Origin of the sequence: Amycolatopsis sp., from assembly GCF_025464955.1 — a bacterium.
GTDB lineage: Bacteria > Actinomycetota > Actinomycetes > Mycobacteriales > Pseudonocardiaceae > Amycolatopsis.
The window spans coordinates 32,399-56,914 of record NZ_JAODNM010000030.1; the positions used below are offsets into that span (position 1 = coordinate 32,399).

At 69.0% G+C, this 24,516-nt stretch carries 26 protein-coding genes; 5 read left to right on the forward strand and 21 right to left on the reverse strand.

Going from position 1 to position 24,516, the window contains the following annotated elements; genetic code table 11:
• Positions 1 to 48: 48 nt before the first annotated feature.
• The 7 genes from JWQ81_RS04860 to JWQ81_RS04890 form a co-directional block, all read right to left on the reverse strand.
• Positions 49 to 387, reverse strand: coding sequence for a hypothetical protein (locus JWQ81_RS04860; RefSeq protein WP_297537947.1), 339 nt, complete (start codon positions 385 to 387; stop codon positions 49 to 51).
• Entirely contained in the window at positions 380 to 757 is a 378-nt protein-coding gene (locus tag JWQ81_RS04865; RefSeq protein ID WP_297537948.1) for a hypothetical protein, read from the reverse strand. The genes JWQ81_RS04860 and JWQ81_RS04865 overlap by 8 nt, the downstream gene beginning before the upstream one ends.
• Positions 754 to 1,350 (reverse strand): hypothetical protein, encoded by a 597-nt coding sequence (locus JWQ81_RS04870; RefSeq protein ID WP_297537950.1) that lies wholly within the window; start codon positions 1,348 to 1,350, stop codon positions 754 to 756. Before JWQ81_RS04870 ends, JWQ81_RS04865 begins: the two co-directional genes overlap by 4 nt.
• Before the next feature lie 109 nt (positions 1,351 to 1,459).
• Positions 1,460 to 1,714, reverse strand: a complete 255-nt coding sequence (locus tag JWQ81_RS04875) for a hypothetical protein (protein WP_297537952.1) — start codon at positions 1,712 to 1,714, stop codon at positions 1,460 to 1,462.
• A gap of 76 nt (positions 1,715 to 1,790) precedes the next feature.
• On the reverse strand, positions 1,791 to 3,542 hold the full coding sequence (locus JWQ81_RS04880; RefSeq protein ID WP_297537953.1) for a vWA domain-containing protein: 1,752 nt from the start codon (positions 3,540 to 3,542) through the stop codon (positions 1,791 to 1,793).
• Positions 3,543 to 3,586: 44 nt separating this feature from the next.
• Positions 3,587 to 4,795, reverse strand: coding sequence for an AAA family ATPase (locus JWQ81_RS04885; RefSeq protein ID WP_297537954.1), 1,209 nt, complete (start codon positions 4,793 to 4,795; stop codon positions 3,587 to 3,589).
• A gap of 39 nt (positions 4,796 to 4,834) precedes the next feature.
• Complete coding sequence (locus JWQ81_RS04890; RefSeq protein WP_297537956.1) at positions 4,835 to 5,047, reverse strand: hypothetical protein; 213 nt, start codon at positions 5,045 to 5,047, stop codon at positions 4,835 to 4,837.
• An 832-nt stretch (positions 5,048 to 5,879) separates the two neighbouring features.
• Here JWQ81_RS04890 and JWQ81_RS04895 point away from each other — a divergent pair.
• The gene (locus JWQ81_RS04895) at positions 5,880 to 6,353 is read left to right on the forward strand and encodes a winged helix-turn-helix transcriptional regulator (protein ID WP_297537958.1); all 474 of its coding nucleotides are present in this window, start codon (positions 5,880 to 5,882) and stop codon (positions 6,351 to 6,353) included.
• 69 nt (positions 6,354 to 6,422) lie between these two features.
• On the opposite strand, the gene JWQ81_RS04900 is transcribed toward JWQ81_RS04895, so the two are convergent.
• Together JWQ81_RS04900 and JWQ81_RS04905 are read right to left on the reverse strand one after the other, a co-directional pair.
• Positions 6,423 to 9,545, reverse strand: a complete 3,123-nt coding sequence (locus JWQ81_RS04900) for a BTAD domain-containing putative transcriptional regulator (protein WP_297537960.1) — start codon at positions 9,543 to 9,545, stop codon at positions 6,423 to 6,425.
• Between the two features lie 128 nt (positions 9,546 to 9,673).
• Positions 9,674 to 10,111 carry a hypothetical protein gene (locus JWQ81_RS04905; protein WP_297537963.1) on the reverse strand — a complete coding sequence of 146 codons (438 nt, stop codon included), beginning with the start codon at positions 10,109 to 10,111 and terminating at the stop codon, positions 9,674 to 9,676.
• A 247-nt stretch (positions 10,112 to 10,358) separates the two neighbouring features.
• Here JWQ81_RS04905 and JWQ81_RS04910 point away from each other — a divergent pair, with 247 nt between their 5' ends.
• The 3 genes from JWQ81_RS04910 (at position 10,359) to JWQ81_RS04920 (ending at position 14,039) form a co-directional block, all read left to right on the forward strand.
• Complete coding sequence (locus JWQ81_RS04910; RefSeq protein WP_297538388.1) at positions 10,359 to 11,426, forward strand: tyrosine-type recombinase/integrase; 1,068 nt, start codon at positions 10,359 to 10,361, stop codon at positions 11,424 to 11,426.
• A 4-nt stretch (positions 11,427 to 11,430) separates the two neighbouring features.
• A complete protein-coding gene (locus JWQ81_RS04915) occupies positions 11,431 to 11,748 on the forward strand; it encodes a helix-turn-helix transcriptional regulator (protein ID WP_297537965.1) in 318 nt (105 codons plus the stop codon).
• Positions 11,749 to 12,746: 998 nt separating this feature from the next.
• Positions 12,747 to 14,039 carry a hypothetical protein gene (locus JWQ81_RS04920; RefSeq protein ID WP_297537966.1) on the forward strand — a complete coding sequence of 431 codons (1,293 nt, stop codon included), beginning with the start codon at positions 12,747 to 12,749 and terminating at the stop codon, positions 14,037 to 14,039.
• A gap of 76 nt (positions 14,040 to 14,115) precedes the next feature.
• Here JWQ81_RS04920 and JWQ81_RS04925 read toward each other — a convergent pair whose 3' ends face one another.
• From JWQ81_RS04925 to JWQ81_RS04975, 11 genes are all read right to left on the reverse strand, one after another.
• Positions 14,116 to 14,541 carry a hypothetical protein gene (locus JWQ81_RS04925; protein ID WP_297537967.1) on the reverse strand — a complete coding sequence of 142 codons (426 nt, stop codon included), beginning with the start codon at positions 14,539 to 14,541 and terminating at the stop codon, positions 14,116 to 14,118.
• 95 nt (positions 14,542 to 14,636) lie between these two features.
• Positions 14,637 to 15,047, reverse strand: coding sequence for a TadE/TadG family type IV pilus assembly protein (locus tag JWQ81_RS04930; protein ID WP_297537968.1), 411 nt, complete (start codon positions 15,045 to 15,047; stop codon positions 14,637 to 14,639).
• Positions 15,048 to 15,184: 137 nt separating this feature from the next.
• Entirely contained in the window at positions 15,185 to 15,544 is a 360-nt protein-coding gene (locus tag JWQ81_RS04935; protein WP_366942259.1) for a TadE/TadG family type IV pilus assembly protein, read from the reverse strand.
• A 442-nt stretch (positions 15,545 to 15,986) separates the two neighbouring features.
• Positions 15,987 to 16,175 (reverse strand): hypothetical protein, encoded by a 189-nt coding sequence (locus tag JWQ81_RS04940; RefSeq protein WP_297537970.1) that lies wholly within the window; start codon positions 16,173 to 16,175, stop codon positions 15,987 to 15,989.
• A gap of 44 nt (positions 16,176 to 16,219) precedes the next feature.
• Positions 16,220 to 17,113 (reverse strand): secretion system protein, encoded by an 894-nt coding sequence (locus JWQ81_RS04945; protein ID WP_297537972.1) that lies wholly within the window; start codon positions 17,111 to 17,113, stop codon positions 16,220 to 16,222.
• A complete protein-coding gene (locus JWQ81_RS04950; protein WP_297537973.1) occupies positions 17,110 to 18,027 on the reverse strand; it encodes a type II secretion system F family protein in 918 nt (305 codons plus the stop codon). Before JWQ81_RS04950 ends, JWQ81_RS04945 begins: the two co-directional genes overlap by 4 nt.
• Positions 18,024 to 19,529 (reverse strand): ATPase, T2SS/T4P/T4SS family, encoded by a 1,506-nt coding sequence (locus JWQ81_RS04955; RefSeq protein WP_297537975.1) that lies wholly within the window; start codon positions 19,527 to 19,529, stop codon positions 18,024 to 18,026. Before JWQ81_RS04955 ends, JWQ81_RS04950 begins: the two co-directional genes overlap by 4 nt.
• Positions 19,526 to 20,437, reverse strand: coding sequence for a chromosome partitioning protein (locus tag JWQ81_RS04960; protein ID WP_297537977.1), 912 nt, complete (start codon positions 20,435 to 20,437; stop codon positions 19,526 to 19,528). The genes JWQ81_RS04955 and JWQ81_RS04960 overlap by 4 nt, the downstream gene beginning before the upstream one ends.
• A complete protein-coding gene (locus JWQ81_RS04965) occupies positions 20,437 to 21,141 on the reverse strand; it encodes an SAF domain-containing protein (protein ID WP_297538391.1) in 705 nt (234 codons plus the stop codon). Before JWQ81_RS04965 ends, JWQ81_RS04960 begins: the two co-directional genes overlap by 1 nt.
• Positions 21,142 to 21,265: 124 nt before the next feature.
• Positions 21,266 to 22,297 carry a hypothetical protein gene (locus JWQ81_RS04970; RefSeq protein WP_297537979.1) on the reverse strand — a complete coding sequence of 344 codons (1,032 nt, stop codon included), beginning with the start codon at positions 22,295 to 22,297 and terminating at the stop codon, positions 21,266 to 21,268.
• 2 nt (positions 22,298 to 22,299) lie between these two features.
• The gene (locus JWQ81_RS04975) at positions 22,300 to 22,767 is read right to left on the reverse strand and encodes a hypothetical protein (protein WP_297537981.1); all 468 of its coding nucleotides are present in this window, start codon (positions 22,765 to 22,767) and stop codon (positions 22,300 to 22,302) included.
• Positions 22,768 to 23,165: 398 nt separating this feature from the next.
• Between JWQ81_RS04975 and JWQ81_RS04980 the strand changes: the two genes are divergently transcribed.
• A complete protein-coding gene (locus JWQ81_RS04980) occupies positions 23,166 to 23,804 on the forward strand; it encodes a prepilin peptidase (protein WP_297537983.1) in 639 nt (212 codons plus the stop codon).
• Between the two features lie 22 nt (positions 23,805 to 23,826).
• Here the strand turns inward: JWQ81_RS04980 and JWQ81_RS04985 are convergent, their stop codons facing one another.
• Positions 23,827 to 24,507: an SDR family oxidoreductase gene (locus JWQ81_RS04985; protein ID WP_297537985.1), complete on the reverse strand. Its 681-nt coding sequence runs from the start codon at positions 24,505 to 24,507 to the stop codon at positions 23,827 to 23,829.
• Positions 24,508 to 24,516 lie beyond the last annotated feature (9 nt).

Sequence of the window (24,516 nt, forward strand, 5' to 3'; positions counted from 1 at the left end):
GGCGGCGCGGACACGTCGGAAGTCGCCGCAGGGCAAGGACGAGGCGATTCAGGTGGGTTTTACCCACTGGCAGCGTTCGGGGTTCCACACGGCCTGGGTGTAGAGGCGGTTGAGGTCGGGAAGACCGGGGCCGATCATCCAGCCGAGCTGTTCGCAGTCGAGTTGTCCGGGCCACCACCCGGTCCACACGTCCTGGCCGCAGTCGTGGTCGGCTTCGCAGCTCAGCCGTTGGAGTCCAGTGACCAGACAGCGCGCGACATCGCACCCGTCGTACTCGTCGCCGGGATGTGCCTCGCCGACCGCGACAGCGCAGTCCGGGCAGCGCTCCTGGAAGTCCAAGAGCCGGGAGACCTTGTTCTCAGCGCTCGGTTGATTGTCCTCAGTCATGCTTGCTCCCCTCACATTCACTAGTTGCGTTGTAGCGCTCGACCAGGGGCTCGGCGGGCAGCCACGCCCGGCCAGTTGTGATCCATACCCGGCCGTGGATGTAGGTGAACACCCAGTCAGTGTCCCGGCTGTCCGGCCACGACCACGGCCAGCCCTTGCGCGGGTGGTAGCCGTGGCCGAGGTTTTCGTCGATCCAGCAATCGAGGAGGTCGGCCGCGCCGTCGCCGTAGGTGAACGGGTCGGTCGCCGCCAGCAGCAGCCGCCCGCACCCGAGGCCGCGCACGGTTTCAGGGTCGGCGTCGCCCTGGATCGAGCCGAGCCGCACTGCGGACGGGCCGCGCTGGTCGTAGAAGTCGGCGGTGGTGCTCACTGGCCGTGCCGTCGTTGCGGGTCGGCGGGGTGTTCGAAGTCGCAGTCGTCGTCACAGTCCTGTTTGCCCGAGCTGGTAATGAACGGGCACTGCTCGCGGTGGGCCTTGGTGAAGGTGACGCTGCCCTCGTCGTGCTCGATGACGTGCAGCCTGCCGCCGTAGGTGGTCGCCCAGGCGATGTCGTCTGGGGTGATGCGGCGGTCGCCGTTGTCGCCGTACATCGTCGCCAGCAGGGCGCTGACGGCGTCGAGAACGTGGGGCGACAGTGTGGGCGTGGTCGGTGCCGGGGCGAGGATTGTGCTGGCACGGCGCAAGAGTTCGTTGGCGACCGGGCCGAGTACGGCGGCGGCGTCAACGTGCGTGCTCGGGGTCGGAGTGGTGTCCCACCAGGTGGTGGCGGGCTCATCGTCGAGCAGCTTCCACCTCGTCTGGTCGTCGATCAGTTGGACGTATGCGAGGCTGCGGTCGATGCAGGCGTCACGGTCGATGGCGACACTCACAATGTGCTCGCCGACTTGGACGATGCGGGTATAGGAGTAACAGGTCGTGGTGGCGTCTGCGGTCTGGTCCAGTTGGGTGATCACGGCGGTCATGACAAGCCTTTCGTCTGTGTGGTCGGTGCCTTGCCGGACTCGTTCCGGGCGCGGCACTGGCGGATCGGGGCCAGGGTGGCGAGTTCGGTGCGCGCTGGTCGTGGTGGTTTCATGTCCACCCCAAGATGTCGGCGGCGGGTGCGGGCAGATATCCCAGTTGCTCACCGACGCCGAGCCACACGACGGGCGGGTCGGTCGGCGGTGTGCCGTCGCCGTCGGCGTCGTCCGATGTGCACGCGACGCGCGCGAGCGTGTGCTCCATCGGGTAGCCGGGTTGGGTGGCGCATCGGACGGGCGTGGCGGGGTCGTAGCGGCCGAGCGTGGCGATCAGGTCGGCCACGGTCGCGATGCGGTTGTCGTTCATGGTCGGAACACCTCCGAAGGTGGGTCGGTTGTCGGCGGGGGTCCGGGGCGGGCGGCCCGCCCCGGACCCCGCCGGGCTAGTGGGTGGCGGCGCGCAGGGCGGCGGTGGCGGCGCGGCCGATGGCCTGCGCGGTGGTGGTGGGGTCGGCCATCACGTGCACGGTCGCCCCGGTCAGCGGGTCGCCGTCGTCGTCCGGGGACAACCACAACACCGCGCATCCGGTGGCGCGCAACCGATCGGCAAGCCGTTGGGCGTTGCGCCGCAGCTGGTCGGGCACGTAGCCGTCGGACACGATCACCAGCAGCCGCGCGGCACCGGGCCGGGACAGGCCGAGCGCACCGTCGAGAGCGTCGATCGCGGTGTCGATGGCCTCCCAGTCGTCCCGCGCGGCGAACTCCGTCACCGACTTCGGTGTGGTCCCGGGGCGGGTGATCGGGCGGACCTGATAGCCGAAGATCACGGTGGCGGTCTCGGCGGGCACCGGGGCCTGCGCGGCGGCGTTGGCCATGATCCACGCGGTCGAGGCGACCGGACCCGCGAACCCGCCCATCGACCCCGACACATCGCACGCGATGCCGAGGCGCAACGGCGGGGTCGGTACCGGGGTGCGGGTGGTGCGGGTGAACGGCTCGGCGGTGGGCATGGCCCCGGCGGCGCGTTGCGCCTCGCGTGCCAGCACGCCCCGCATCCGCAGCCGTCCGGGCGGGATCGGCGAGGTGGTCTTCGTCGCGACCCGGTCCCGGACCCCGGCGGTGGTCAACGCGCGCGCCAGCACGCGCGCGGCGGTGCGTTCGGCGGCGGTCGGCGGGCGGGTGCCGCCGATCTTGGTCTCGCCGTGACGGGAACGACCGGGGGTGGCGGCGAAGACCTTCTCGGCGGCCTCGTCCGCGCGGCGGCGGGCGTCGTCGTCGGCGGCCTTCCTCCGGGCGGCGGTCTCGGCGGGGTCCTCGGGCAGTGTCGCCCGCGCGACCGCGCGCGCCACCTTCCCCAGCGTCTTGCCGATGGCGTCGGCCAGCGGTGACGGCGACGGGGTGCCGCACGGGTCGGCGGGGTCGGACAGGTGCGGCGGGGTGGTGTCGGGGTCGGGGCCGATGATCTCGCACCACGTACGGCCGAGGTCGATCATGGCGTCGGTGTCGTCGTCGGCTACCCGGAATGCCGCGCGCCACACCGCCCGCAGTTGGGCGAGTTTCTCCGCGCCGAGCACGGTCTCCACGGCACGGGCGACGGGGGCGGTTTCGGCGCGGGTGAGGATGCCGCCGTCGGTGCGTCCCAGGAACAGCGCGGCGGTGTGGGCGGCGTCGCGCGGGGTCATTGCCGCCGGGAAGGCGGGGTCGTCCAGTTTGAGCCCACCGGTGACGATGGTCTTCACACACGCGCGCAGCCAGTGTCGGTCATCGGGGCGGCGGCGGATGTGCGCGCGTTCGATCCGGGGCTCTTCGAGCAGCAGGGCGGCGTCGACGATGGCGGGGTCGGTGTCCTCGGGTACGGCGGCGTGCCACCGGGTGTGTTTGCTGTGGGCGCATTCGTGGGTCAGCGCGCCCCACATGGGGGCGTAGCGCGTGCGGTCGCTGGTCAGGTGCGGGCGGGCGGTGGCGGGGTCGACCGGCATGTGGGCACCGTCGACTTCGATAACGGCCGTGGCGTGCAGGAAGCACGCCGGGGCACCGTGTCCGGCACCGGGTGCGATGGTGACCATGAGGTCGTCGCGGTCGGCGATCACGGGGACCTCGGCGGTGAGCGCGGCGGAGAGCGCGTCCCATCCGGGCGCGGCGGGGAACACGGCCGAACCGGTGGCGGCGGGGTCGGCGATCGTGTGCGCGGTCATGACGGTCGGTCCTTTCCGGAAACGGTCGGGCGGGTGAGTTGTGGCTAGATGCGGGCACCGAGTGCCAGCGGGGCGACGGTTTTACCGAAGGCGGTGCGTACGACGGTCGCCACGATGTCGCGGTCCTCTTCCGGGGCGGTGCTGATCAGGTTTCCGGCGGCGGCGTCGGCACCCAACGCGTCGGCGAGGTTGTGGAACGCCAGCAGTTCCCGCAGCTGCGGTGCCCACCTGATCTCGCCGCTGGCCTGTCGGGTGGCGAGGTTGCGTGCCACCGCCACCGCCCGCTTGTCGATCTTGAGCTGGGCGGCGAGGTCGTAGTCGGTGGACACCTGGATCTGCACGGAGAACCGGGACGCGAGCGCGTCGGTCAGTACCGCGCCGTGCACGCCGGGGTTGTGTCCGGCCACGACGTAGAAACCGGGGGCGGCGTCGACGACCTCGCCGCCGTGGGCCTTGACGATGATCTGGCGGCGGCCGTCCATCGCGGGGTAGACCACGGCGAGCACGGTCGGCGGTATGAGGGTGGCGTCGTCGATGAGCAAGGTCCGGCCTTCGCGCATCGCGCGGACCAGCGGGCCGTGCACGAACTCGAAGTTCCCGTCCTTGGTCTGGGTGTACTCGCCGACGATGTCGGCGACCGTGGTGTCCCCGTCGCCCTGGATGGTGATCAGGTCGCCGAACGCGGCCTCGATCACCGACGTCTTCCCGGTTCCGGGTGGTCCGTACAACAGGGCCGCGACCCCGGCGTCACGCAACTTCCGCAGGGCGGTCACGTCCGGAATCCCGGACAGCGTGCGCGGGTGGTAGAGCTGCCCGTTCGGGCGGGTAACCGGACCGGTCACGGGCGGAGCCGCTGTCGGGGCGGGCGGTGTCGGCGTGGTGGTTGCGGGCGGCGTGGTGGTGCGCGGCGTTGTGCGGGGGCGGCGGCGGGGCGTACCGGTCGGGACCGCCACCGGCGCGGCGGCGGCGTCGGCGGTGGTCGGGGTCGACCGGTAGCGGACCGGTTTGGCCGAGGTCTGTTCGGCGTAGCCGCCAGCGGTGAGCGCGGCGAGTGCGTTGCCGATCGCCCCCGAGGACTTCCCGCCGAGTTCGGCGGCGATGGTGCGCGGGGTCATGTCCGTACCCGCGCGGGCGGCGAGGACTTCCGCCACCCGTCGGCGGAGTTCACCATTGGGCAACCGCCCGCCCGCCGGGGCGGCGGTGGTGGTACCGGGTGCCGCCGGGGCGGTCGTCGGCGTGGCTGGCGTGGTCATCGCGGGGCGTCCTTTCGGTCTGGCAGTCGTCGGGCGGTGTCACTTGGTGTCGAAGAACCCGGTAATTCCGTCGGCGTAGGCGGCGGCGTACCAACTTGCGACGGCGTGGAATCGTTCGGGCACAACGGGATCGGCGTACAGGCCACCCACGTCGCCCTTGTTGACCGATTCCGCGTGCTGCCAGCCGTGGTCGTGCCCGGCTAATCCGGCGGCGCGGCGCAACGTCATCACATCGTCATTGGTGTGCGGCATCATCGGCTCCTATCGTTGGACATGGCTCGCGCCGGGTGTGGTATTCGGTGTGGTTTCCGGTTTCCCGGTGACAATTCAATTATGACTCTGCGCCGCGCCGCGCGCAACACAAAACACCACCAATTTTCAAGACTCTTTTCGTGCGGGCGCGCCGCCGCCATTGTTGATGAATAGAAAGCCGTCCGTACGGTCGGAATTCCCGGCGTTGACGGCAGTGAATTCGCGCTGGGTCCCGGGCGCGCCGGCCGCCGGTAACGAGTGAGGTGGCGAGCAGGGCAGGGATATGAAGAAATGGAGGGAGAAGAAATGAATAATAGAAAGGTGAAGGAAGGAGGGGAAGAAAGTGAGGGGATAGCAGAAAGTGAAGCAGGTGGGGGCGAGAGAGTGCAGGCCAGCCAGCCCGCCCCGATGTGTCTTCCGGCTTGTGGCCAAGCGAGTCTGGGACACCAGCGGATCCCCTTGCGATGCGCTTGACCAGCACCTTCCCGGCCCGCATGAACTGGTCCACTAAGGTGAACCCCCGGTTGATCCCCAACATGATCCCCCGTATGAACCCCCACTGGAGGCTACCGTGGGTGCAGGGCAACACCCACATCGCTACTCTGCGTGACATATACTCACGGTATGAATTGAGCAGGAATACGCTGCGCAGCATCCGCCGTTTGGCGTAATGTGGACATCTTCGTTGCCGATGCGAAGAGAGGCGGTGTGGGGCGGTGCGGTCGCGCTGAACAGGCACGATCACGCCGGCGGCGGGCACGGGGGCACGCTTGCCGCACCTTGGGATGACAGGCGCGGCGAGGGGGCCGGGTCACGGGACACGGGAGACGCTATGAAGGTGGGGGCCGAGAGGTTTCTTCGACGGTTGTATGACCTGAAGTACCTCGTCGGGGACAAGTGGACACTGGCCATCCTGGTCACGCTGTCGGATGGTCCAATGCGGCGAGTCGAGATACTTTCCACTATCAACTCGTATTCCATCGGTGAAGAATGGTCGGACAAACACGCTATTCTGCACGATAGCATGCTGGCGCGGACGCTGAAAAAAATGACCGAAGAAGGTCTTTTGGCACGCGAACGCGACATGGAGACCTTTCCGCCTAAAGTATTCTATTCTTTGAATCAGGAGGCTCTTGAATTCCTGGAACTTGCCGACCCCTTCATCGACTGGGCGGAAGCGCACACGGAACTCATCGCGCAAGCACAGGCGTACAGCCGGCGGCGCGGCCGTGACGTGGGCACGCTGACCGGGATCGAGGAGCTCGACTCCGGCGGTATCGACGACGACGAAGATGACGGCGACTAGAAAATTCTGACTGAGCCAGTCCGGGGCGGGACGACGGAGCCCGATCCGCTCGGTGACCATGTCGGCCACTCACCCGGCCGCGGAGCGGCTACGCCCGCCGCCGGAGGCTGATGTGGGCTGAGCGGAGGGGCTGTCGTCGTGGCGTCGGCGTAGTCGGGCGGCCAGCCCGATCGCGTGCTCGGTGGGCCGGTTGTCGACCTCGGCCAGTCTGGTGGTCAGCAGGGTCAGTGTGCGGGGGATGGCGTCGGTCAGTCCGAGCCGGTCCTGCAGCCGCATGATGTCGCGGTAGAGGGCTTCGTTGTGCGGGTCGAACGCGCGGGCGATCTCCAGCAGGTCGAGGGTCTGCTGGGGGTCGTCAGCGACGAGGGCGCGGGCCAGCGCGGCGACGGCGTCGATGGCGTCGCGGCGGATCGCCTCGCGGGCGGTCTCGAGCCACTCCGTGCTCATGCCGTCGGCCAGCGCGCCGCCGTAGCTGTCCACGATCGCCCGGTAGGCGTCCACCCGGCGCTGGTCGGTCGTGGCGGCCCGGCGGGCGGCCACGGCGGCGTCGAAGTGCCAGAAGTCGACGGCCACCAACGCCGGGTCCAGCTGGTAGCGGTATTCGCCCGCCATGACGATCTCCGACAGGGTGCCGCCGGTTGCGGCGCTCACCGAGCGCCGCAACCGCGACAAGGCGGTGTTCAGCGAGTTGGTCGAGCGCTCCGAAGGCGTGTCCGGCCACAACGCCGCTACCAGCGCCTCGCGGCTGGCGCCGTCGGGGTGCAGGGCCAGGAACACCAGCAACTCACGGGTGCGAGGCTGGAACGCCCCGGTGACCTCCCGCGCGTCGGTCGTGTCGTGGCCGGTCCGCCAGAACACCCGCGGAGCACCGAGTACCTCGACTCGAACCGGCACCGAGGCTCGCGCGCCAGCGTCTGCGGCCGGCGCCACCGTGCTCGCGCCGGCGACGCGGCCGACCTCGCCGGCGGTCGTCGTTGTCGTGGCACTCGGTGCCGCGTCTGCGACGGGTTGCCGAAGGTCCTGGTTGGCACGTAGCCGGACGCCGGGCGCCTGCACGGGACGCGGGCCGATGATCTCCAGCTCGGTGTCGGTCACCGCCGGTGGCTCGGCCGTCTCGGTGACTTCCAGCTCGATGTCCCGGATCGGCCGCACGCTGCTGACCTCGCTGGCCGGATCGGGGCCGGCCATCGCGGGCGCGGGGGCGGGCGGGGTTGCTGGCGGTGGGACGTACGGTCGTGGCCCTCGCGGGGCTGGCGCCTCGTTCTGGGTGGAGGGCTCGGGGTCGGCGTGGTGCAGAAGCTCCAGCAGGACAGCGGTGTCGGCGTCGGCGAGGCGGAACATCCGGGCGCCGCGCAACTGTTCGCCCAGGCCGGGGCTGGTGGCCGACACGGTGCCGTCGGCGCGGATGTAGGCGGTGACACCGGGCTGCCACTGGCCCAGCAGTAGCCCGGTGATCCCGAAGGGCGAGCCGTTGTCCAGGACCGCTTGCAGCCGCGGCCGCTGGTGCTCGTGCACGGTGGCGGCCAGCACCAGCGCGGGCCAGGCCCCAGGCTCGTTCCCGGATGTGGTGCCGGCACCCGCGCGGACCAGGATCTCGGCCTCCAGCACGTCCAGCGCGGCATCGAGGCTGTCGGCCACGCGCAGGGCCGCAGGCAACTGCGTGCGGGCCGCTGCGCGTCCGAGCAGCGGCGGGAGATCCTCGGCGGGGACGACGACGCTCGTACCGGCCGCGCCCGCCTTGTGGTCGTTGCTGGTGCTCAGTGCGGAGACCAGCAGCGCGCGGGCCGCCGCCGGGGCGCCGGCGCCCACGAGCCCGAGTCCACGGGCGACCGCGAGGTTCAGTGCGATCTCCCTGCCATCGCGCACCCCCAAGCGCGCAGCCACTGCGGTGTCCTCGTCGAAGCCGGTCTCCGGTGCGCCGATCATCCTCGCCGGAGCAACGACACCGCGCCGGGACGGGGCGCCGTCGATGTCGTTGCCGTCGAGGTCGGTCTCGTCGTCCTGCTCGGAGCGCAAGTGCGCCAGCCGCAGCTGGTAGACCACCGGAGCGACCGGGAAGTCCTCACGATCGCCGCTGCCGGCCCGGTACCGGGCACGGTAACGGCGACGCGCGACCAGCAAGGCCGCGCTGACCGCGGCGGCCAACCCGAGGCCGACGAACAGGTCCTGCCCCCATCCGAAGCCCGGTTCCCGAGTCGCCGGTTGCGAGCCGGTGGCCGGCGCCGAGGCGTGGGTGGGTGGTGCCGGAGTTGACGGTATCGAGCTGGCGGGCGGCGGTGCCGTGGTCGGCGGTGACGTGGCCGGGGGAGAAGATGGGGGAGCGGGAGCTGGTGGTGGCGTTGTCACCGGAGGCGCTACAGGCGGTGGCGCCGCGGAGGCGGGAAGGTCGAGTTCCTGGCCGGGGTAGATCAGGCTGGGCTGGGTGAACGTCCGCCCGCCGGGCTGCGGCTTGCCTTCGTTGGCGTGGAAGATCTCCGGCCAGCGGGCGCCGTCGCCGAGTGTGCGTTGCGCGATGCGCCACAACGAGTCGTGCACGCCGTTGTCCGGCGAGCGCACGATCACCGACACCGGAGACGATGCCGCCGGCGTGCTCGCGGCTGTGGCGTCGTCGGCCTGGGTCCTGAACACTGCCTCCCGCACGGTGAACGTGCTGGGTGACGCGGTGTTCTGCCAGGCCGGCGCGGTCGAGGCGACCGGTGTCCCGGTGCCCAGCGCGCCCGGGGACGGGTCGCTGGGGGCGGTTGCGGGACGGTTGCCCAGCACCGCGAGCAGGACCGCGCCGATCAGCACGCCCGCGATCGTGTGCACCGGACCGGCGCTGGAGAGGTCCGGCCACCGTGCGCCGCGGGCGATGTCGATCGTGCAGCGCAGCACGTCGAGGGTGAAGAAGAACCACACGATCCAGCACGCGCAGGCGAGGAAGTCCAGCAGGAACGCGGTGCTCATCGGGGTGATCAGGAAATCTTGCAGGTCCGGCCAGGTCGGGACGTGGTGCGGTAGCGGCCAGCCGACGTAGTGCACCAACGCCCACGGCAGTCCGCCGACGAGCGCGGTCAGCACGATGGCGGCAACCAGACCCCGTAGCAGCCGGCCGAACAACCGGACGGCCCCGGCCACCCGCCGCCAGGCACGACGAGCCGAACCCGATTGCCTCGCGGGTTGCTGGCGGGATCGATGTGAGGTTGCGGTCACGGCTAACTCGATTCCTTGGCAGTACAGGGTTTGCGGCCCGACGGGCACCACCCCGAGAGGCGACGTGCGCCCGCAGTCTTAATCGGCCTACCCCGACGACGTTGCCCGGCGGGCGTCGTCGATGGACGTCAGGACACCTCGGCCGGGACGCGCGCGGGCGCCTGCGCAGCGGCGGTGCGGGATGCGGCGGGCTCGGTTGGTGCGGGTTCCTGGCCGGGTGTCGACGTCTTCGTCGTGGACGGTCCCCGGCTTGTGGTATTCCCGGTGGCGGCTGTACCTGTGGTGGGCTTCTTGCGTTTGCTGCGGCTCGGTTTTCCCGGGGTGTGCCAGTGTGTGAGGTCTGCGGCAGGGATGTCGGTGAACGTGGCCAACTCGGTGATGCTCATGACCTTGCTGGCGGTGGCCAGCGTGTCGCCGAGTTGGTCGTCGATGTCGGCCAGCTGCTCGGCAATGGCGGCTCGGCGCTCGGCGAGCGCGCTGACCTGCTGTGCCGCAGCAGCTCTTGTCGCGCTGCGTGCTGCGTCGGCCTGCTCGACACGGTCCTCGATCTCTTGCGCGGTGGCCATTTTGCGGTCCTTCCTGTGAGGTGCTGCACTTGGTGTGGGCGAGGCGGTGTGGTCATGGCTCGATTACCTGAACTGTTGTGAGTTCCGGCAGCGCGCAGGTGCCCTGGTCAGGGCTATGCGCAGGTGGAGACGGGTTCACTCGTTCGCGTGGAAAAACCGACCAACGTTCGAGATTTCCGACAGAATCGTGATGTTCACGACATAACTCGTCCTTCGCTGAACCGAGGTGTCCGTAGTGCTCGCTGAGGTGCGATCGTTGGGGTCCGCGCGACGGCTGCGCACGGCCCAGGAACTGGAAGACTTCGAGCAAGAACTGGTCGACCAGTTCGCGCTCGCGCTGCTTGGCGCCGGCGTCACCGACGACTCCGTTGCCGGCTATCGATCTGTCGTGTTCGAATTCCTCCATTTCGTGGGCCGTCCCGTCTGGACCGCACACGCCGAGGACGTCGACCGGTTCCTGTACGACCAGCGCAAGCGCGGCCGGGCCCCGTCCACCGTCTACAACAAGACCGGGATGTTGGCTGCTTTCTTCGACTTTCTTGTTCTCCGCTACCAGGGCGACATCCACGCTCTGACCGGTCACGTCTTCGAACAACCCGTCGACGAGTTCAACCGTCCCTGCCGACCGGACTACGTGGCATCGCGAGTCCCTCCGTCGCAGGACGACATCGACGTGCTGTTCACTTCGTGGCGAGACGCACTGCCTCACGCCCGGAAATACCTTCCAGCAGCACGGGACTACCTGGCTGCCTCGCTGTGGCGCCGAGCCGGGCTGCGGATCAACGAGACCGTCATGCTGGACATTCGTGACTGGCGACCAGACATCGGCAGACACGGGAAGCTGCACGTCCGATTCGGCAAGGGCAGCCGCGGCCGGGGCCCCAAACCACGAGTCGTACCGGCCATCAACGATGTCGACGCTCTGATGGACTGGTGGCTGACCGACGTCCGTCACCAATTCGGACCAGACTGGTCCGACCCCGACGCACCCCTGCTTCCCAGCGAACGGCGTGACCGTCACACCGGATTGAATACCCGCGCCGGAGACGACACCCTGCGGACGGGACTGACGAAAGCCATCAGTCGCTGGCTTCCCGCGTGGGAAGGAGAACTGACACCGCATGGACTGAGGCACTTCTGCGCCTCGTCGCTGTATCTGCGAGGCATGGATCTTAAAGCTATACAAGAGATACTCGGTCACGAATGGCTCTCGACGACCACCCGGTACATCCACGTCCACGCCGATCACATCGAACACGCCTGGGCCACGGCGAACCAGCGAGCGGAATCCCGCCTCACCAGTGAGCAAAGGTGACCTGATGCGATGGAACATGCGGATGAGAGCCGCCGAACAGGGAATCTGGAAATCCACCGAACTCCGGCGCAGACTGGCTGATGCAGGGCTCGAGGTCAGCGCCGGGAAAATGTCCGCCCTATGGACCGGTACCCCCACCACCATCCGCTTGGATGACCTTGACGTGATCTGCGCGGTCTTGGAGTGCGAGCCGACCGACTTGCTCATTCGTGAGCCGGAGAAGGTCGCCGCCCTCACTCCGCCCAAGACCACCGAAGCCACGACCGGCGGCACCGTCGTCACGCCTCGGTTCGGCCGACACCGGACCACGCCACCGGCATGAGCGGTCGGCCGTGGCCCCAGACATGTCACACGTGCGGCCAGCGACCAGTCAAGCACCGCCAGTCGCGGTACTGCTACCAGTGCCAGCCTGGCGGACCGCAGATTCCGCCACCGTGCACACGATGCGGCACAACGGAGAACTACTACAGCGCGGGGCTGTGCACACGCTGCCACCGGTTCTCGCCGTTGAGGATCGACTCGTGCGTCGACTGCTACGCCTGGTGCGCGACCAGGACGGGAAAATGGCTGTGCCAAGGCTGCCGCGGCTGGCGGCAGCGCAGGCACGAGGGCGACTGCGCGGCGTGCGGCCGCCGCCTGGCAGTAGACCCAGATCTCGGAGTCTGCCGATTGTGCTGGCGCCACGCCGACATGCTCGGAAACGACAACATCGTCGAGGCGGCTCGGCACGGCCATCAACTGTTCTTCGCCGACATGTTCCGCAGCAGAGGCCCTACCGGGAATCGTTCCGGGCCACCAAATCGTTGCCCCGGGCCGACCGCACGCTTCGCTGCCAGCCCAACGCCGCCGAATCCAGAGATGCAATGGACCATCTTCGACGCCCTGCGCGACAACGACCATACAACACCGAGGCCGTGCACACGGTGCGGCAAGCGGCCAGTCAAACAATCGGGTTCGGACTACTGCCACCAGTGCCAGCCCTCCGGCCCGACTACCCCGCCACCGTGCCGAAAATGCGGCTCCACCAACGACTACTACACAGCAGGTCTGTGCATACGCTGCTACCGTTTCTCCCCTCTGACAACAGATTCCTGCTCGGACTGCCATGCTTGGGGAACCCGACGTGGCAACAACTGGCTCTGCGAGGGATGTCGCTCGTGGCGCCGTAACCACCCCGCTCTTGCCGACTGTCAAGCCTGCCGGCGCCGACTCCATGTCGACGTCGCCGGCACCTGCCGACCATGTCGGAAGCAAACCCTCTGGATTCCAGAAGACGCGCGAGAGGACCTGGGTGCCTACGTTCGCCGACACGGCCACCAGTTGTTCTTCGCTGACATGTTCACCGGCCTCGGCGTCCGCGCGGCCCGTACCGCGAGAATCCAGCGACGGCGACTTTGGGCCGCGCAACCGAAGCCATCCCGGACACCGGTGAACCACCAGCAACTCGTCGCACTCACCTTGCGCCGAGAAGTGCATCTCGGCAAGTACAGCCGGTTCCCCGCACCTCGAGATTCCGAATTGGCGTCCTACCTCGACGACCACGTCACCGAACATGCCCGCAATCATGGTTGGGACACCCGAGTCGCCACCCGCACCCGCGCCGGCCTGCACATCCTGCTCGGACTGCAGGACACCCCCGGCGCGGCCATCAACGCCAGCGAGGTGACCGCGTTGTCCACGCTGGACGTACCAGTACGCCGGATCCTCGAAGTGCTGGCCATAACCGGTTTCCTCAACGATGACCGCGTCCCCACCATCGAACGCTGGTTCACCGCGAAGACGGCCACTCTGCCCGCCGACATGGTCACCGGACTGCGGATCTGGTTCGACGTGATGAAGGACGGCAGTACTGTGCCGCCAAGGAGTAGACCGCGCGCTGGCAAAACCATCCGGCTGAAGCTGCGCTGGGCATTGCCGGCCCTGCTCGCCTGGGCTGACTCTGGGCACGAGCACCTGCGCGAGATCACTCGCGAAGACGTCCTGGCGGTCCTGCCCGCCTCCGGTACGCCTCGTCACACCATGTTGCAGGGTCTGCGTTCGATCATGGGCGCGCTGAAGGCGCACAAGGTCGTGTTCATCAATCCCACCACGCGCATCCGGGCCGACAAACCATCCGACCGCGTTCCGTTGCCGCAACCTGTCGAGCAGATTCGCGCAGCACTGTTCTCCCCGGACCCCGCGCAGGCCGTAATCGCCGCTCTGGTCGGTTTCTACGCGTTGCAGCCCCACCAGCTGCGCGCGCTGCAGCTCACCGATATCCACGACGGCCGGTTGCACTTGCCTGGTCGAAGCATCCCGATGGCCACGCCCGTTCGGGAACGGCTGCACGACTATCTCGAACACCGCAGCCAACGCTGGCCGCATACCGCGAACCAGCACCTGTTCATCCACTACAACAGTGCCAACCATCTCGGCCCGGTGCGGATCGAATGGCTGACGCAACGTTTGGGCATGTCGGCACAGGCGCTGCGTGAGGACCGGATCCTCTACGAACTCAACGAAACAGGCGGCGACATACGCAGACTCTGCGATCTGTTCGGGCTCTCCGTCGAAGGTGCACTTCGCTACAGCGCCGCGCTTGATCCACCCGGCACCTACGACGACCTTGATTGACGCCACAACGGCGGGAACACTCACCTGAGTTCGTGAACCGACGGGTCCTGGTACCGTCCTGTGCGGGGTAACCACGTCAGTTCCCTCCAGACGAGGCTTCAGAATTCGCGAACTCACGGTCTTCGTTCACCACGCCCCGTTGCGGGTGGGCACTTCCCTGGCCGTGCACGGTCAGACTGGAGATTCCGACCATGCCGAGAAGTTGGGTGTGCTCGATCGCGGTGACCGCGACGGTGACGGTGTCACCGGTCACCGTCACCGCGCCCGACGCGCCGATGCCGGCGAGATAGCTCTGGGCATCGGCGACGGCCTGGGCGGGCACGAGTTGGAGGGTGCCGGTGGCTCGGTAGGCGGTCAGGTCGATGGCCTGGGCGCCGGCGCGGGCGGCGGCTTGGGCCTGGCCGTTGGCCTGGACCTTCGCCGCGAGCGCGAGGCCGCCGTCGAGGGTGAGTCCGGCCAGGGCGAGGATGCCGATGGTGAGCACTACGACGAACGCGGTCACCCGGCCCTCGTCCGCGTGCCACCATGGCTCGCCCCGTGTCCACCATCGCCGGCAGCGTGTCCACCACGTGGCGCGGGCATGGCGCCCCCGGCGGGTCACGATCCGCCCCCGGTGTTGACCGCGACCGACCGCCAGGTGTCGATCGGCTCGACCGCGGTGGCGGAGAGCTGTTTCTGGCCGGGGACGCCGAGGACCAGGGCGTCGCTGAAGTTCACGGTGCACGACACGGTGACCGACACCGTGCCGCCCGGCTGCATTCCGCCGGTGGAGGTGTCCACGGCCAGGGACTGGCAGCTCACCCCGGCCGAGGACAGCGCGCTGGCCGCGGTGGACTGCGCCGCCGTGATCGCGGTCGGCGAGGTCCGTTGGATGCTGGCCGCGCGGGCGGCCTCGTGCGCGGCGTCATCCAGCCGCAACCGGGCGTCGACACCCCGGTGGATCACCACCGCGACGAACACCAGCAACATGATCAGGAACGGGGCCACCAGCGTGACTTCCGCCGCCACGGAGCCACGGTCCGCGCGCCACCACGCAGCCCACTGCCGCCAGCCACGCCGCCGGTGCCCCGGTGGCCGTGTCAGCCCCTGCAGCGGGTGCGTGACAGACGTCGGTGATGCTGATATTTTCCTTGCTGACAAGGCAATCACCCGCCCCCTGCTAAGTCGGGAACGAACCTCTCGACAGGACCGACAGCTTCAGCGTGCACCGGCAGATGCAGGAACGGCACGACCGAGGTCGCGGTGCCCGAGATCCGAATCGACGCCGCAGTCGCGCTGCGATCAGCGTTCACGTTGGCACCGGTCAGCGGCCCGGAATCCAGTTGGTCGAGCATCTGCTGCGCGCTCGCGCTGCCCGCGGCCGCGGTCCCGTCCTGGGCTCGCGCGGCGGCAAGCCCCTGGGAGGCGGCGGCTTGCGCGATGTGCGTGGCGTGCGACCACAGCGCGAACTGGATGATCGCCAGCAGCATGAACAACAGCAGCGGCGTCGCGATCACCAATTCCACACTGACCGAGCCGCGATCACCCCGCAGCGCGCGTCGAACACGGCTCGCCGCACCCGTGCGTCGGCCTGGACGCTGTCGCGGCAGCGAGCGTTGTCCCCGCGTGTAGGGATTCGGTGGAGTTGGCGGTTGGGGCGGGCTTGTCCGCGGTCGGCTCCTGGGGAGACAGGTGTAAATCCCGGTGGCCCGCCATGTACGAGCGCGGAGCAGGTGCCGCGAAGTTGGCGGTTTCTTCGAGCATGACCGACATGTCCCGTGCAATCGAGACGAGGCAAGAATGCCTGGCGCGGCGTGAATCCCCTGGCGGGAACTGGCGTCTGCCGATCTTTGTGAGCGCAAACCTGATGGCCAAGCGCCACCCGAGCGCCAACTACATGACTCAAGCGCCATGTTCGTTGCCTCCCTACACGGCGGTTGCGGTGAGAGCGTGGTGCCGGTCATGGCGTTAGAGGCTGATTCCGTTGGCCTTGGCGGTCACCTTCGCGATGATGATCGCGATGATCGCCAGCGCGGCCACGACCAGCAGCGCGGTCACCAGTACCGTCTCCGTCGAGTACCCGGCGTCTGGCTCACGGCGCAACAACTCCCACCGCGCCTTCAGTCCCGTCCACACCGCCATCCAGTGGTGGTACATTTCTTTCTCCTCCTGTGTTCTTCCCCTTGATGCCCCGAACTCGTTCACAGTCCATTGAGGACTTGCGTGAGTGCCGGGTACGCGATGAACCCCAAGAAGCCGAGGAACAGCAGCATCACCGGCAGCGACATGCGTTCGGTCGCGGCGACGGCGTCTCCTTCGGCGTCGGTGATCTGGTGTGTGCGCAGCGCCCCGGCCTTGGCCGCCAGGGAAGTGCGGACCTTGGCGCCCTCGGTGCCGGCCAGGCTGACCGAGGCTGCCAGTTCGGCGAGTTCGGTGACGCCGAGTTCCTCGCCGAGCTGCCGCAGCGTCGCCCACGGTGTGGTGCGGGTCAGCCGCGCGGTGTCCAGTGCCCGCCCGATCTGCTCGAACGCCCACCCGCGGCCGATGGTGACCGAGTCGTTCAACGCGCTGTCGACACCGGCACCTCCGGCGAGAGCGATCCACACCAGGTCGAGATATGCGGACAGGGCGTGGCGGAAGCCGGTGCGCAGCTTCGCCGCGTCGGTCCGCGCCTGCAGATCAGGGAGGAAGAACCCGGTCACGGCGAGCACGAGACCGGCGGCGATCGGGAACTCGATCCCGAGCGACAGGTCGGCGACGGTGAGCAGCAGTTGCAGCAGGACCGGCGCGAGCAGCCCGGCGATGGCCAAGGTCGCCTTCTCCGCCAGGTGCGTGGCCACCGGACGCCCGATGACCGCGAGGTCGCGGGACAGCCGTTCGCCGGGAAGGCCGAGGGAGCGCAGCGGAGCGATGAACGGGTGGCCGATCCGCGCGGCCCAGCCGGTGTCCTCGGTGGCCAGGATCGGTGTCGGCGCCGGGGGAGCGGTCGTGCGGGCCAGGACCGCGCCCAGTGCGGGTCGGGGCGGGAACAGCCACACGGATAGGGCCCACAAGCCGATGCCGAGTCCGGCGCCGAGAACCAGTGCGGTGATCACAGGTGTTCCACCTGCCTTTCGCCCTCCTGTGAGGAGTGGCTCGGGGTCGGGTCGCCGGTGATGGAGAGGAATCTGGTGGGTTCGGTGACGCGCGCGATCCGCACCAGCCAGCCGAACCCGAGGGAGAACAGCACGCCGATGATCAGCAGCACGACCTGTCCGCCCACCGAGTCGTAGGCGGAGAGGTACGGGCGGTTGAGCAGCACCACGGCGACGGCGAAGCCGAGCGTGGTGCCCACGATCATTCGCACCGAGGTGCGCGTGCGGGTGCGTCCGGCTTCCACCCGCATCCGCATCGAGGCTTGCTCGCGGGCTGCTTGGGCCAGCGACCCGAGCAGGTCGCCGAGCTGGCGGGCCTGCTGCTCGGCGGCCAGCACAAGCGCGGCGATCACCAGGTCCCCGGTCGGGTCGGCGAGCTGGTCGGCCAGAGCACGCAGGGAGGGCGCGAGGCGGTCGCCGTTCTCGATGCGGGCGGCCAGCTCGGTGATCTCGCCGCGGATGGCCGGCGGCGCCAGCGGCGCGGTAGCCAGGATCGCTTGTTCCAGACCGGCGGCGGCAGAGAGGGTGTCGCGCAGCATCTCCGTCCATGTCGCGACGGCCTCGATGCGGGCGACCCGGCGAGCGTGCTCGGGGTCGCGGCCCAGCACACGCGGCAGCGCCCAGCACGCCAGACCGGCCAGCACGGCGCCGACGACCCAGCCGGTGGCCAGCCCGGTCAGCAACCCGATCACCACCGCCAGACCCATCCGCAGGGCCTGCCTCTGATCACCAGATGCACCTTGTCGGCGCCGGGGCCGGACGCGGCGGGGCCTGGCGGGGTCGACGCCGAGCCAGCCGATGATCAGCAGGAGCAGACCCACGCCGACGCCCAGGCCGAGCAGCGCGGCCACGGCGGTGCCCAGGGTGACGGTCATGATCCCCACCAGCCTTCGGGCTGCTCCAGCACGGCGGGGTCGAAGCCGACGTCGACGAGGTCGTCGAGGTTGTCGGTGCGCATCGACCCGGCCACCGGGCGGGCGCGCCGGTCGGCGCCGGGGCGGTAGATCTCGTTGGAGATGACCTGCGGTCCGTCGGCGCCGACGACCTCGCGGATCGAGGACACCACGCGGGTGGCACGGTCGGTGCCCCGCGCGAGGTGCACGACGAAGTGCACCGCCGAGGCGACCAGCAGGTTGGTGGCCTCCAGGGGAAGCCGTTCGGCGCCTTGGGCGGCGTAGGAGGCCAGGCGGGTGAAGGCGATCCGGGAGGACGAGGCGTGCAGGGTGGCCATCGAACCGTCGTTGCCCTGCGACATCGCGTTGCACATGGGGATCACCTCGGGACCCCGGATCTCGCCGACGATCACCCGGTCCGGGCTCATGCGCAGACCCCAGCGGACCAGTTCGGACTGGGAGATGGCGCCCTCGCCCTCGATGTTGGCTTCGCGGGCTTGGAAGGCGGTCACGTCGGCGTGGATGTCGGGGTCGAGCTCAAGCCCGAGTTCGAAGGCGTCCTCGATGGTCACGATGCGCTCCATCGGGTCCATCTCCGCGGCCAACGCCCGCAACAGCGTCGTCTTGCCCGCTCCGGTGCCGCCGGTGATCAGCAGGTTCTTCTTGGCACGCACCAATGCGCGCAGGAACTCCTGCAGCCCGGCGTCGATCGTGCCTCGAGCCCGCAGCTCAGCGAGGGTGACGGTGAGGTAGCCGTGCCGGCGGATCGACAGCGAGGTCACCCCGCCCGCGGTCAGGCCCAGCACCGCGAACAGCCTCTCCCCGCCGGGGAGCTGGAGGTTGACCGCGGGCGAGCCCTGGTCGAACCGCCGCTCCTGGCTGCTGGCGCGGGCGGCGAGCATCCGCACCAGGTCGGTCAATTCCTCGTTCGACGTCGCGATCGGGGCGACCTGGGCGCGGTGGCCGTCGTTGTACTGGACGAAGACCCGGTCGAACCGGTTGGCGTTGATGGTCTCCACCCGCTGGTCGTCGAGCAGCGGCTGGAGCCCGGCCATGCCGAACAGCTCGTTGACGACCTCGCTGATCACCCGCTGCTCGACCGCCGGGCCGACCAGCGGTCGGTCGGCGTTGAGTTCGCGTTCGGTGTGCAAGGCGATCGCGTCGTCCAGGATCGCCTGCGCCAGCGCACGCCGGGCCTCGCGGGTGACCGAGGAGCCGGAGCGCCGCTGCTGGTCCTCGACCCTGTGCGGCAGCTCGGTGCTCAGGGTGTCGCGCAGGTGCTGGCGCAGCCGGCCGACGGCCGCCGACGTGTCGACCGGTTCCGGCGCCCCGAACGCGTCGGGCGTGGACGAGCCGGCGTAGCCAGGGGGCGCTGGCGGCCGGGCTGGCGGGGTCTGCTGCCAGCCACCGTGCGGGGGATTCTGCTGGTGTGGGCGCAGCGGGACCGGGGGCGGGTAGCCGTTGCTGTTCGGCGGGTAGGTCATGACGCCGCTCCTCCCCGGGGGTTGCTGCCGGTGAAGGTCGGGTGGCCGGGTGGGACCGGCGCTGGCCGTACGCCGTTGGCCGATACCGGGCTGCCCGGCACACCGGGCACCGCCCGGAGCACCGGCACGGGGCGGTGGGGGACCGGCACTTGGTGCGGGAGGTCCGGCGGCGGGGCCTGCTGTGCCACCAGCACTTTCGCGACCTTGTGCGCGAGTTGTCCCAGTGGCGAATGCGCCGGTCCGGTGCGGCCCCACCGCACCGTACTGGGCCGCCCGCACAGCACGGCCGCGCCACGCGGATCATCCGGCACCCGGCCCAGCGGGGGCACACCCAGCTCGCGGGCGACCTCGGCGGGGGAGTAGCCCTCGCCGGCCAGCAGCATCACCGGATGCGCCGACCACCGGCTGATCGCCGGCAACCGGCGCGGCAGGTGCGCGAGGTCGTCCGCGTGCGCGCCGGTGAGCAGGACCATCGCGTCCGCCGCGCGCACGATCGGCAGCGCCGGAGACCCGGAGTCCATCCGGCCGCAGTCCACGATCACCACCGTGTCCGCCACGTTCGCCGCCGCCCGCAGAATGCCTGCCCCGGCGGCGGGGTCGGGGGTCAGCGCGGACAACGCGCCCCGGGCACGGTCGGCGTCCGGGGGCGCGGCCACGACCGGCAGCCCACCTGGCAGTGCTTGGGCGTGTTGCCACACCATCGCCGGATCAGCGCTTCGGCGAGCTGCCGCGGTCAGGCTCAGCAGCCCCGGCGTGGACTCCAGCGAGAACCGCGTGGCCAGGTCGCCCCCGGAAGGGTCGGCCTCGACCAGCACGGCGCGACCCGGCGCAGGCCACCGCGCGGCCAGCGCGACGGAGAACGTGGTCACCCCCGGCGAGCCTTTCACCGACAACACCGCGACCAACATCAGCGACCACCTCCCGAGACCATCACCACGGACAACTGACCCGCGGGCACGGCCGCGATCTGGCGGGCGGCGGCCTCGCCGAGCTGCACCGAGATCACCGTGATCTGCTGGTTGGGCGGCGAGGTCACGCTCGTGACCACCGCCGGCCACACCGTCGACTGGTCCGTCGTTGGCGGGCTCGCCACGGTGGCGCCCGACTGACCGGGCACGAACACCACGGACACGTGCGAGCCGGGCGTGACCTCGGGCGGGAACTGTCCGGACTTCAGCGACAGCGCCGCGAGGGCCTGCCCCGCCGAGGGGAAACCGCCCGTACCCACCGCTCCCAGGGTGAGCAGCGAACCGGCGGACAGGCTCGTGGACATCGTCTTGCCGACCACACTGGCCGCCTGGCTGGCGTCCACAACGGACACACCGGCATCGACGGCGATATCGACCTGCTTGAGATCCTGCGCGGTCAGCACCTGCCCGACACCCACCGATTGCGCCAAAGCCAGCACCGGTTCCCGGTTGCCGGAGTTGAGCGACACCACCAGGAACACCGCCGCGCACACGAGCACGAGCAGTGCACCCAGCAGTAGGTGCGGGACACTGCGCCGCCGGCCGCCTCCGCGCAGCCTCGAGATGGGCGGCTTCTTGCCGTCGGAGACCCACGGGCCGCCGGTCGAGCCGGACGGCCGGATCGTGTCCGGCTTGGTGGTCATGTTGTTCACGCCAGTACCTCCAGGCATGGGTCTAGTACGCCGCGTCGCCAGGTGGTGATCAGCGAGCGGAGGGATGTGGTGCTGGTGTCTGTCGTTGTGTCGAGGCCGGGCTTGCCCGGAAGGATCAGCCGCCGTTGTTGAGGGCTTGGGACTCAGCGACTCGGAAGGCCGCGTTGCCGGTCGTGGTCAGGCCCGGGAACACCCCGCCCAGACCCGCGCCCGCCCACGTGACGGTCCAGTGCACGGTCGCTGACACTGGGAACGCCTCTCCCGCTTGGCTCGCCGAGGACGTCCGGTAGGTGTGACCGCAGTCCGGAGAGGCCGCTTTCGGGTCGGAGCCGGGGTGGAACGGGCTGCCCGCGCCGGTGCAGGTGACCGTGCTGCCGTCGCCCATCGACCAGGACACCGACGTCGGTGTCGCGGTCGCGGTCACCGTCACACCGGGGACGGTGGCGGTCGCCGACACCGGCCCCCAGCCGCTGGACAGCCACATCCAGGTCGGCAGGTTGACCAATTGCTCGCCCGCCGGGTTCGCCGCGATCGACGGCGTGGGCAGCCGCAACTGCTTGTAGGCCATCTGCGCCAATTCGGCGGGAGAAGGCAGTTGTGCGGCACCCGGCTGCTGGCCGTCGGGGATCCACACCGGTGCCCGGAAGAGCGCGTCGGTCATGCCGGGAGTGGAGCAATGCCACACGTACCAAGAACCCTTCTGCTCTGGCGCGGGACCGGCAACAGGCTGGGCGATCACCCTTGTACGCGCAATCGAGCGCGTGAACACAGCGGGTTGCACGGTGGCACCGTCGAAGTTCAACGGCCGGGTGTACGCGGCGGTGACCACACCGCTCGGCGGGGGCTGGAAGTCGCTCTTGACGTAGGAGCAGCTCGCCAGATTGGACTTCCCTCCGATGAGCGTGTCACCAGGATTGCTGTTGCTACTGCCGTTGCCGGGATTGCCTGTGCCGGGGTGACCGGGCTTGCTGTCGCCGGGATTTCCACCTGGTTTCCCGTTGCCGCCACCTGCGCCCGCGCCGAGGTCGCAGGCAGGGGAAGGCACCTGGCTGCAGATCGTGCTGCCCCAGCCGTCAGCGAGCGCGGGGGCCGACACGCCGAGCATGCTGAGGGCCACAATTCCTGTGATGGTCGCGATACGTCGCATGCTCAACACGTCCCCAGGTCGTGTACGCCGTAGTCGGATACCTTCCACGAGCCGTCGGATTGCTTTTCGACGATGGCGTTGATCAAGTGGCGACCGCCCGGTGTGTCGGCGAGTTGGCCGGTGTCCGCGCGGTACTTCAACCAATGTGTCGAGTCACCGCAGTCGGTGACGATGATCTTTTTAGGATCGTTCGGCGGTTCCACAGAGGACACGCTGGGGTTCAAAACCGGTGCGCCCTTCGTCACCAAGCCGTTGTAGTGGTCGGCATACAAGCCACGCGACAGGTTCGTCAGAGCGATCCCTGTCGCGTACTGACCCAACTTCGGCGACTGCCAGTCCGAGGTCGTCCCGACTGCCACGAAGTCTTGCCACATGCCGTTGTACGCTGCAAGTGCGTCCTGCTTGGCCTTGTCTACCGGAGATACGGTCGTGGTCGGCGCAGCCGAGGTCGACGTCGGTGCCGCGGGCACCGAAGTGCCAGCCGCAGGACTGCTCGTACTCCCGGAACTACACGCCGCTAGTGCGAGCGTCGCCGCTCCCATCGCGAACAACGCCGCGACTCGACCGCCCCGAGTGCTGAAGGTCACCCCTAGTAGCACATTCCACCCCCGGATATCAGTGAAGATCGTCTAGCTTTCATCGGTGATACACACCACGTCTACACCACTCACCCCCACGGACTGCAAAGTCCGTATGGGGCTGACTTTGAAGTCGGTATGCCTTGTCTAGGGAAGTTTCACTCTTTCGGGCTATGTGGGTGACTGGCTGAGTTCGTCCGGAGTAACACTTGGGGCGAGACCAGTGCATTCTTGGGGGCAACGTGGGCGCCGAATCGACTACTGAACGTCACAGGCGGCGGGGCTAACTTATGTCCGGTGTGCTGATCGCGTCGTGGGCGGGCTGCGGAATCCTCGTTGGCGCTGCGCTGGCGATCTGGACTCGACGGTTCCTCACGTCGAATCCCCGCGGCCTGCTGAGGGCGCGACCAACGGCCCCGTTGCTGACCGCAACCTTGTTCGGCATTCTGGCCTGGCGACTTGGCGACCACTTCGACCTCTTGCCCTACAGCTACCTCGCCGCAGTCGGTGTTCCTCTCGCCGTGATCGACGCAGTCGAGCAGCGATTGCCCAGCACATTGGTGTTTGCCGGCATCGCAGGGCTCGGTGTGCTTTTCGCGATCTCGGCGGTCGTGCACTCCAGTGGCATGAGTTTCCTTCGTGCACTTGGCGGCATGGCGATCCTCGCCGCCTTCTACCTCGTGCTCGCCTTGGCCTCGGGTGGAGGGCTCGGGGCCGGCGACGTGAAGCTCGGCGGGCTGTTGGGGTTGTCTCTGGGCTGGATGAGCTGGTCGGCCATCTTGGCGGCCACGTTCCTGGGATGGTTCCTTGCCGCTATCGTGTGGTTTCTATTCCGGGCAACCCGGCGGGCGAGCCCAGGCTCGCTGTTGCCGATGGGGCCATTTCTTCTGCTCGGCGCACTGATCTCGATCAGCGTGTTGCCGACATGACGCGGCAGTACGCGCGTCCACTTCACCATTCCATCGGCTCGCGTTCGTAGAAGAAGCCTCCGGTGGGGCCGTCGTCAGGGAGCGTGGCGAGCCAGACGGGCGTGTCGGCGCCTTGGTCGACGCTGCGAGGTGCGTTCGGGCCGCCGAGGTCGGTGCGCACCCAGCCGGGTGACGCCGCGTTCACGAGGATTCCGCTGTCGATGAGTTCAGCGGCGAGAACCCGAGTGACGGCGTTGAGGGCTGCTTTGGAGACCCGGTAGGCGGGCTCGGTCGGTCGGTTCATGTGGTGAAGGGAGCCAAGCGTGCTGGACAGGTTGACGATCCGTCCGTAACCGGATGCGCGCATCGCGGGAATGACGGCCGCCGCGCACTGCCACGCGCCCAGCACGTTGACCTGCCAGACCCGTGAAATCAACGCCATGTCGATGCTCGACGGTCGCTGGTTCCCGTCGCTGATCCCGGCGTTGTTCACCAGAACGTCAATCCGGCCGTGCTCGTTGAGGACGTGCTCGACGGCGGCCGTGATCGTGTCGGGCTCCGTCACGTCGAGGCACACCCCGGAGGAAACAAGCCCTCGAGCGCCGAGCAGAGCAGCGGTTTTGCTGGCCTGCTCGGCGTCTCGGGCTGTGGTGATGACATGAAGATCGCGTTCGGCGAGCTGGCTGGCGATGGCATAGCCGATGCCCCGGTTCGCGCCCGTCACGAGTGCGAC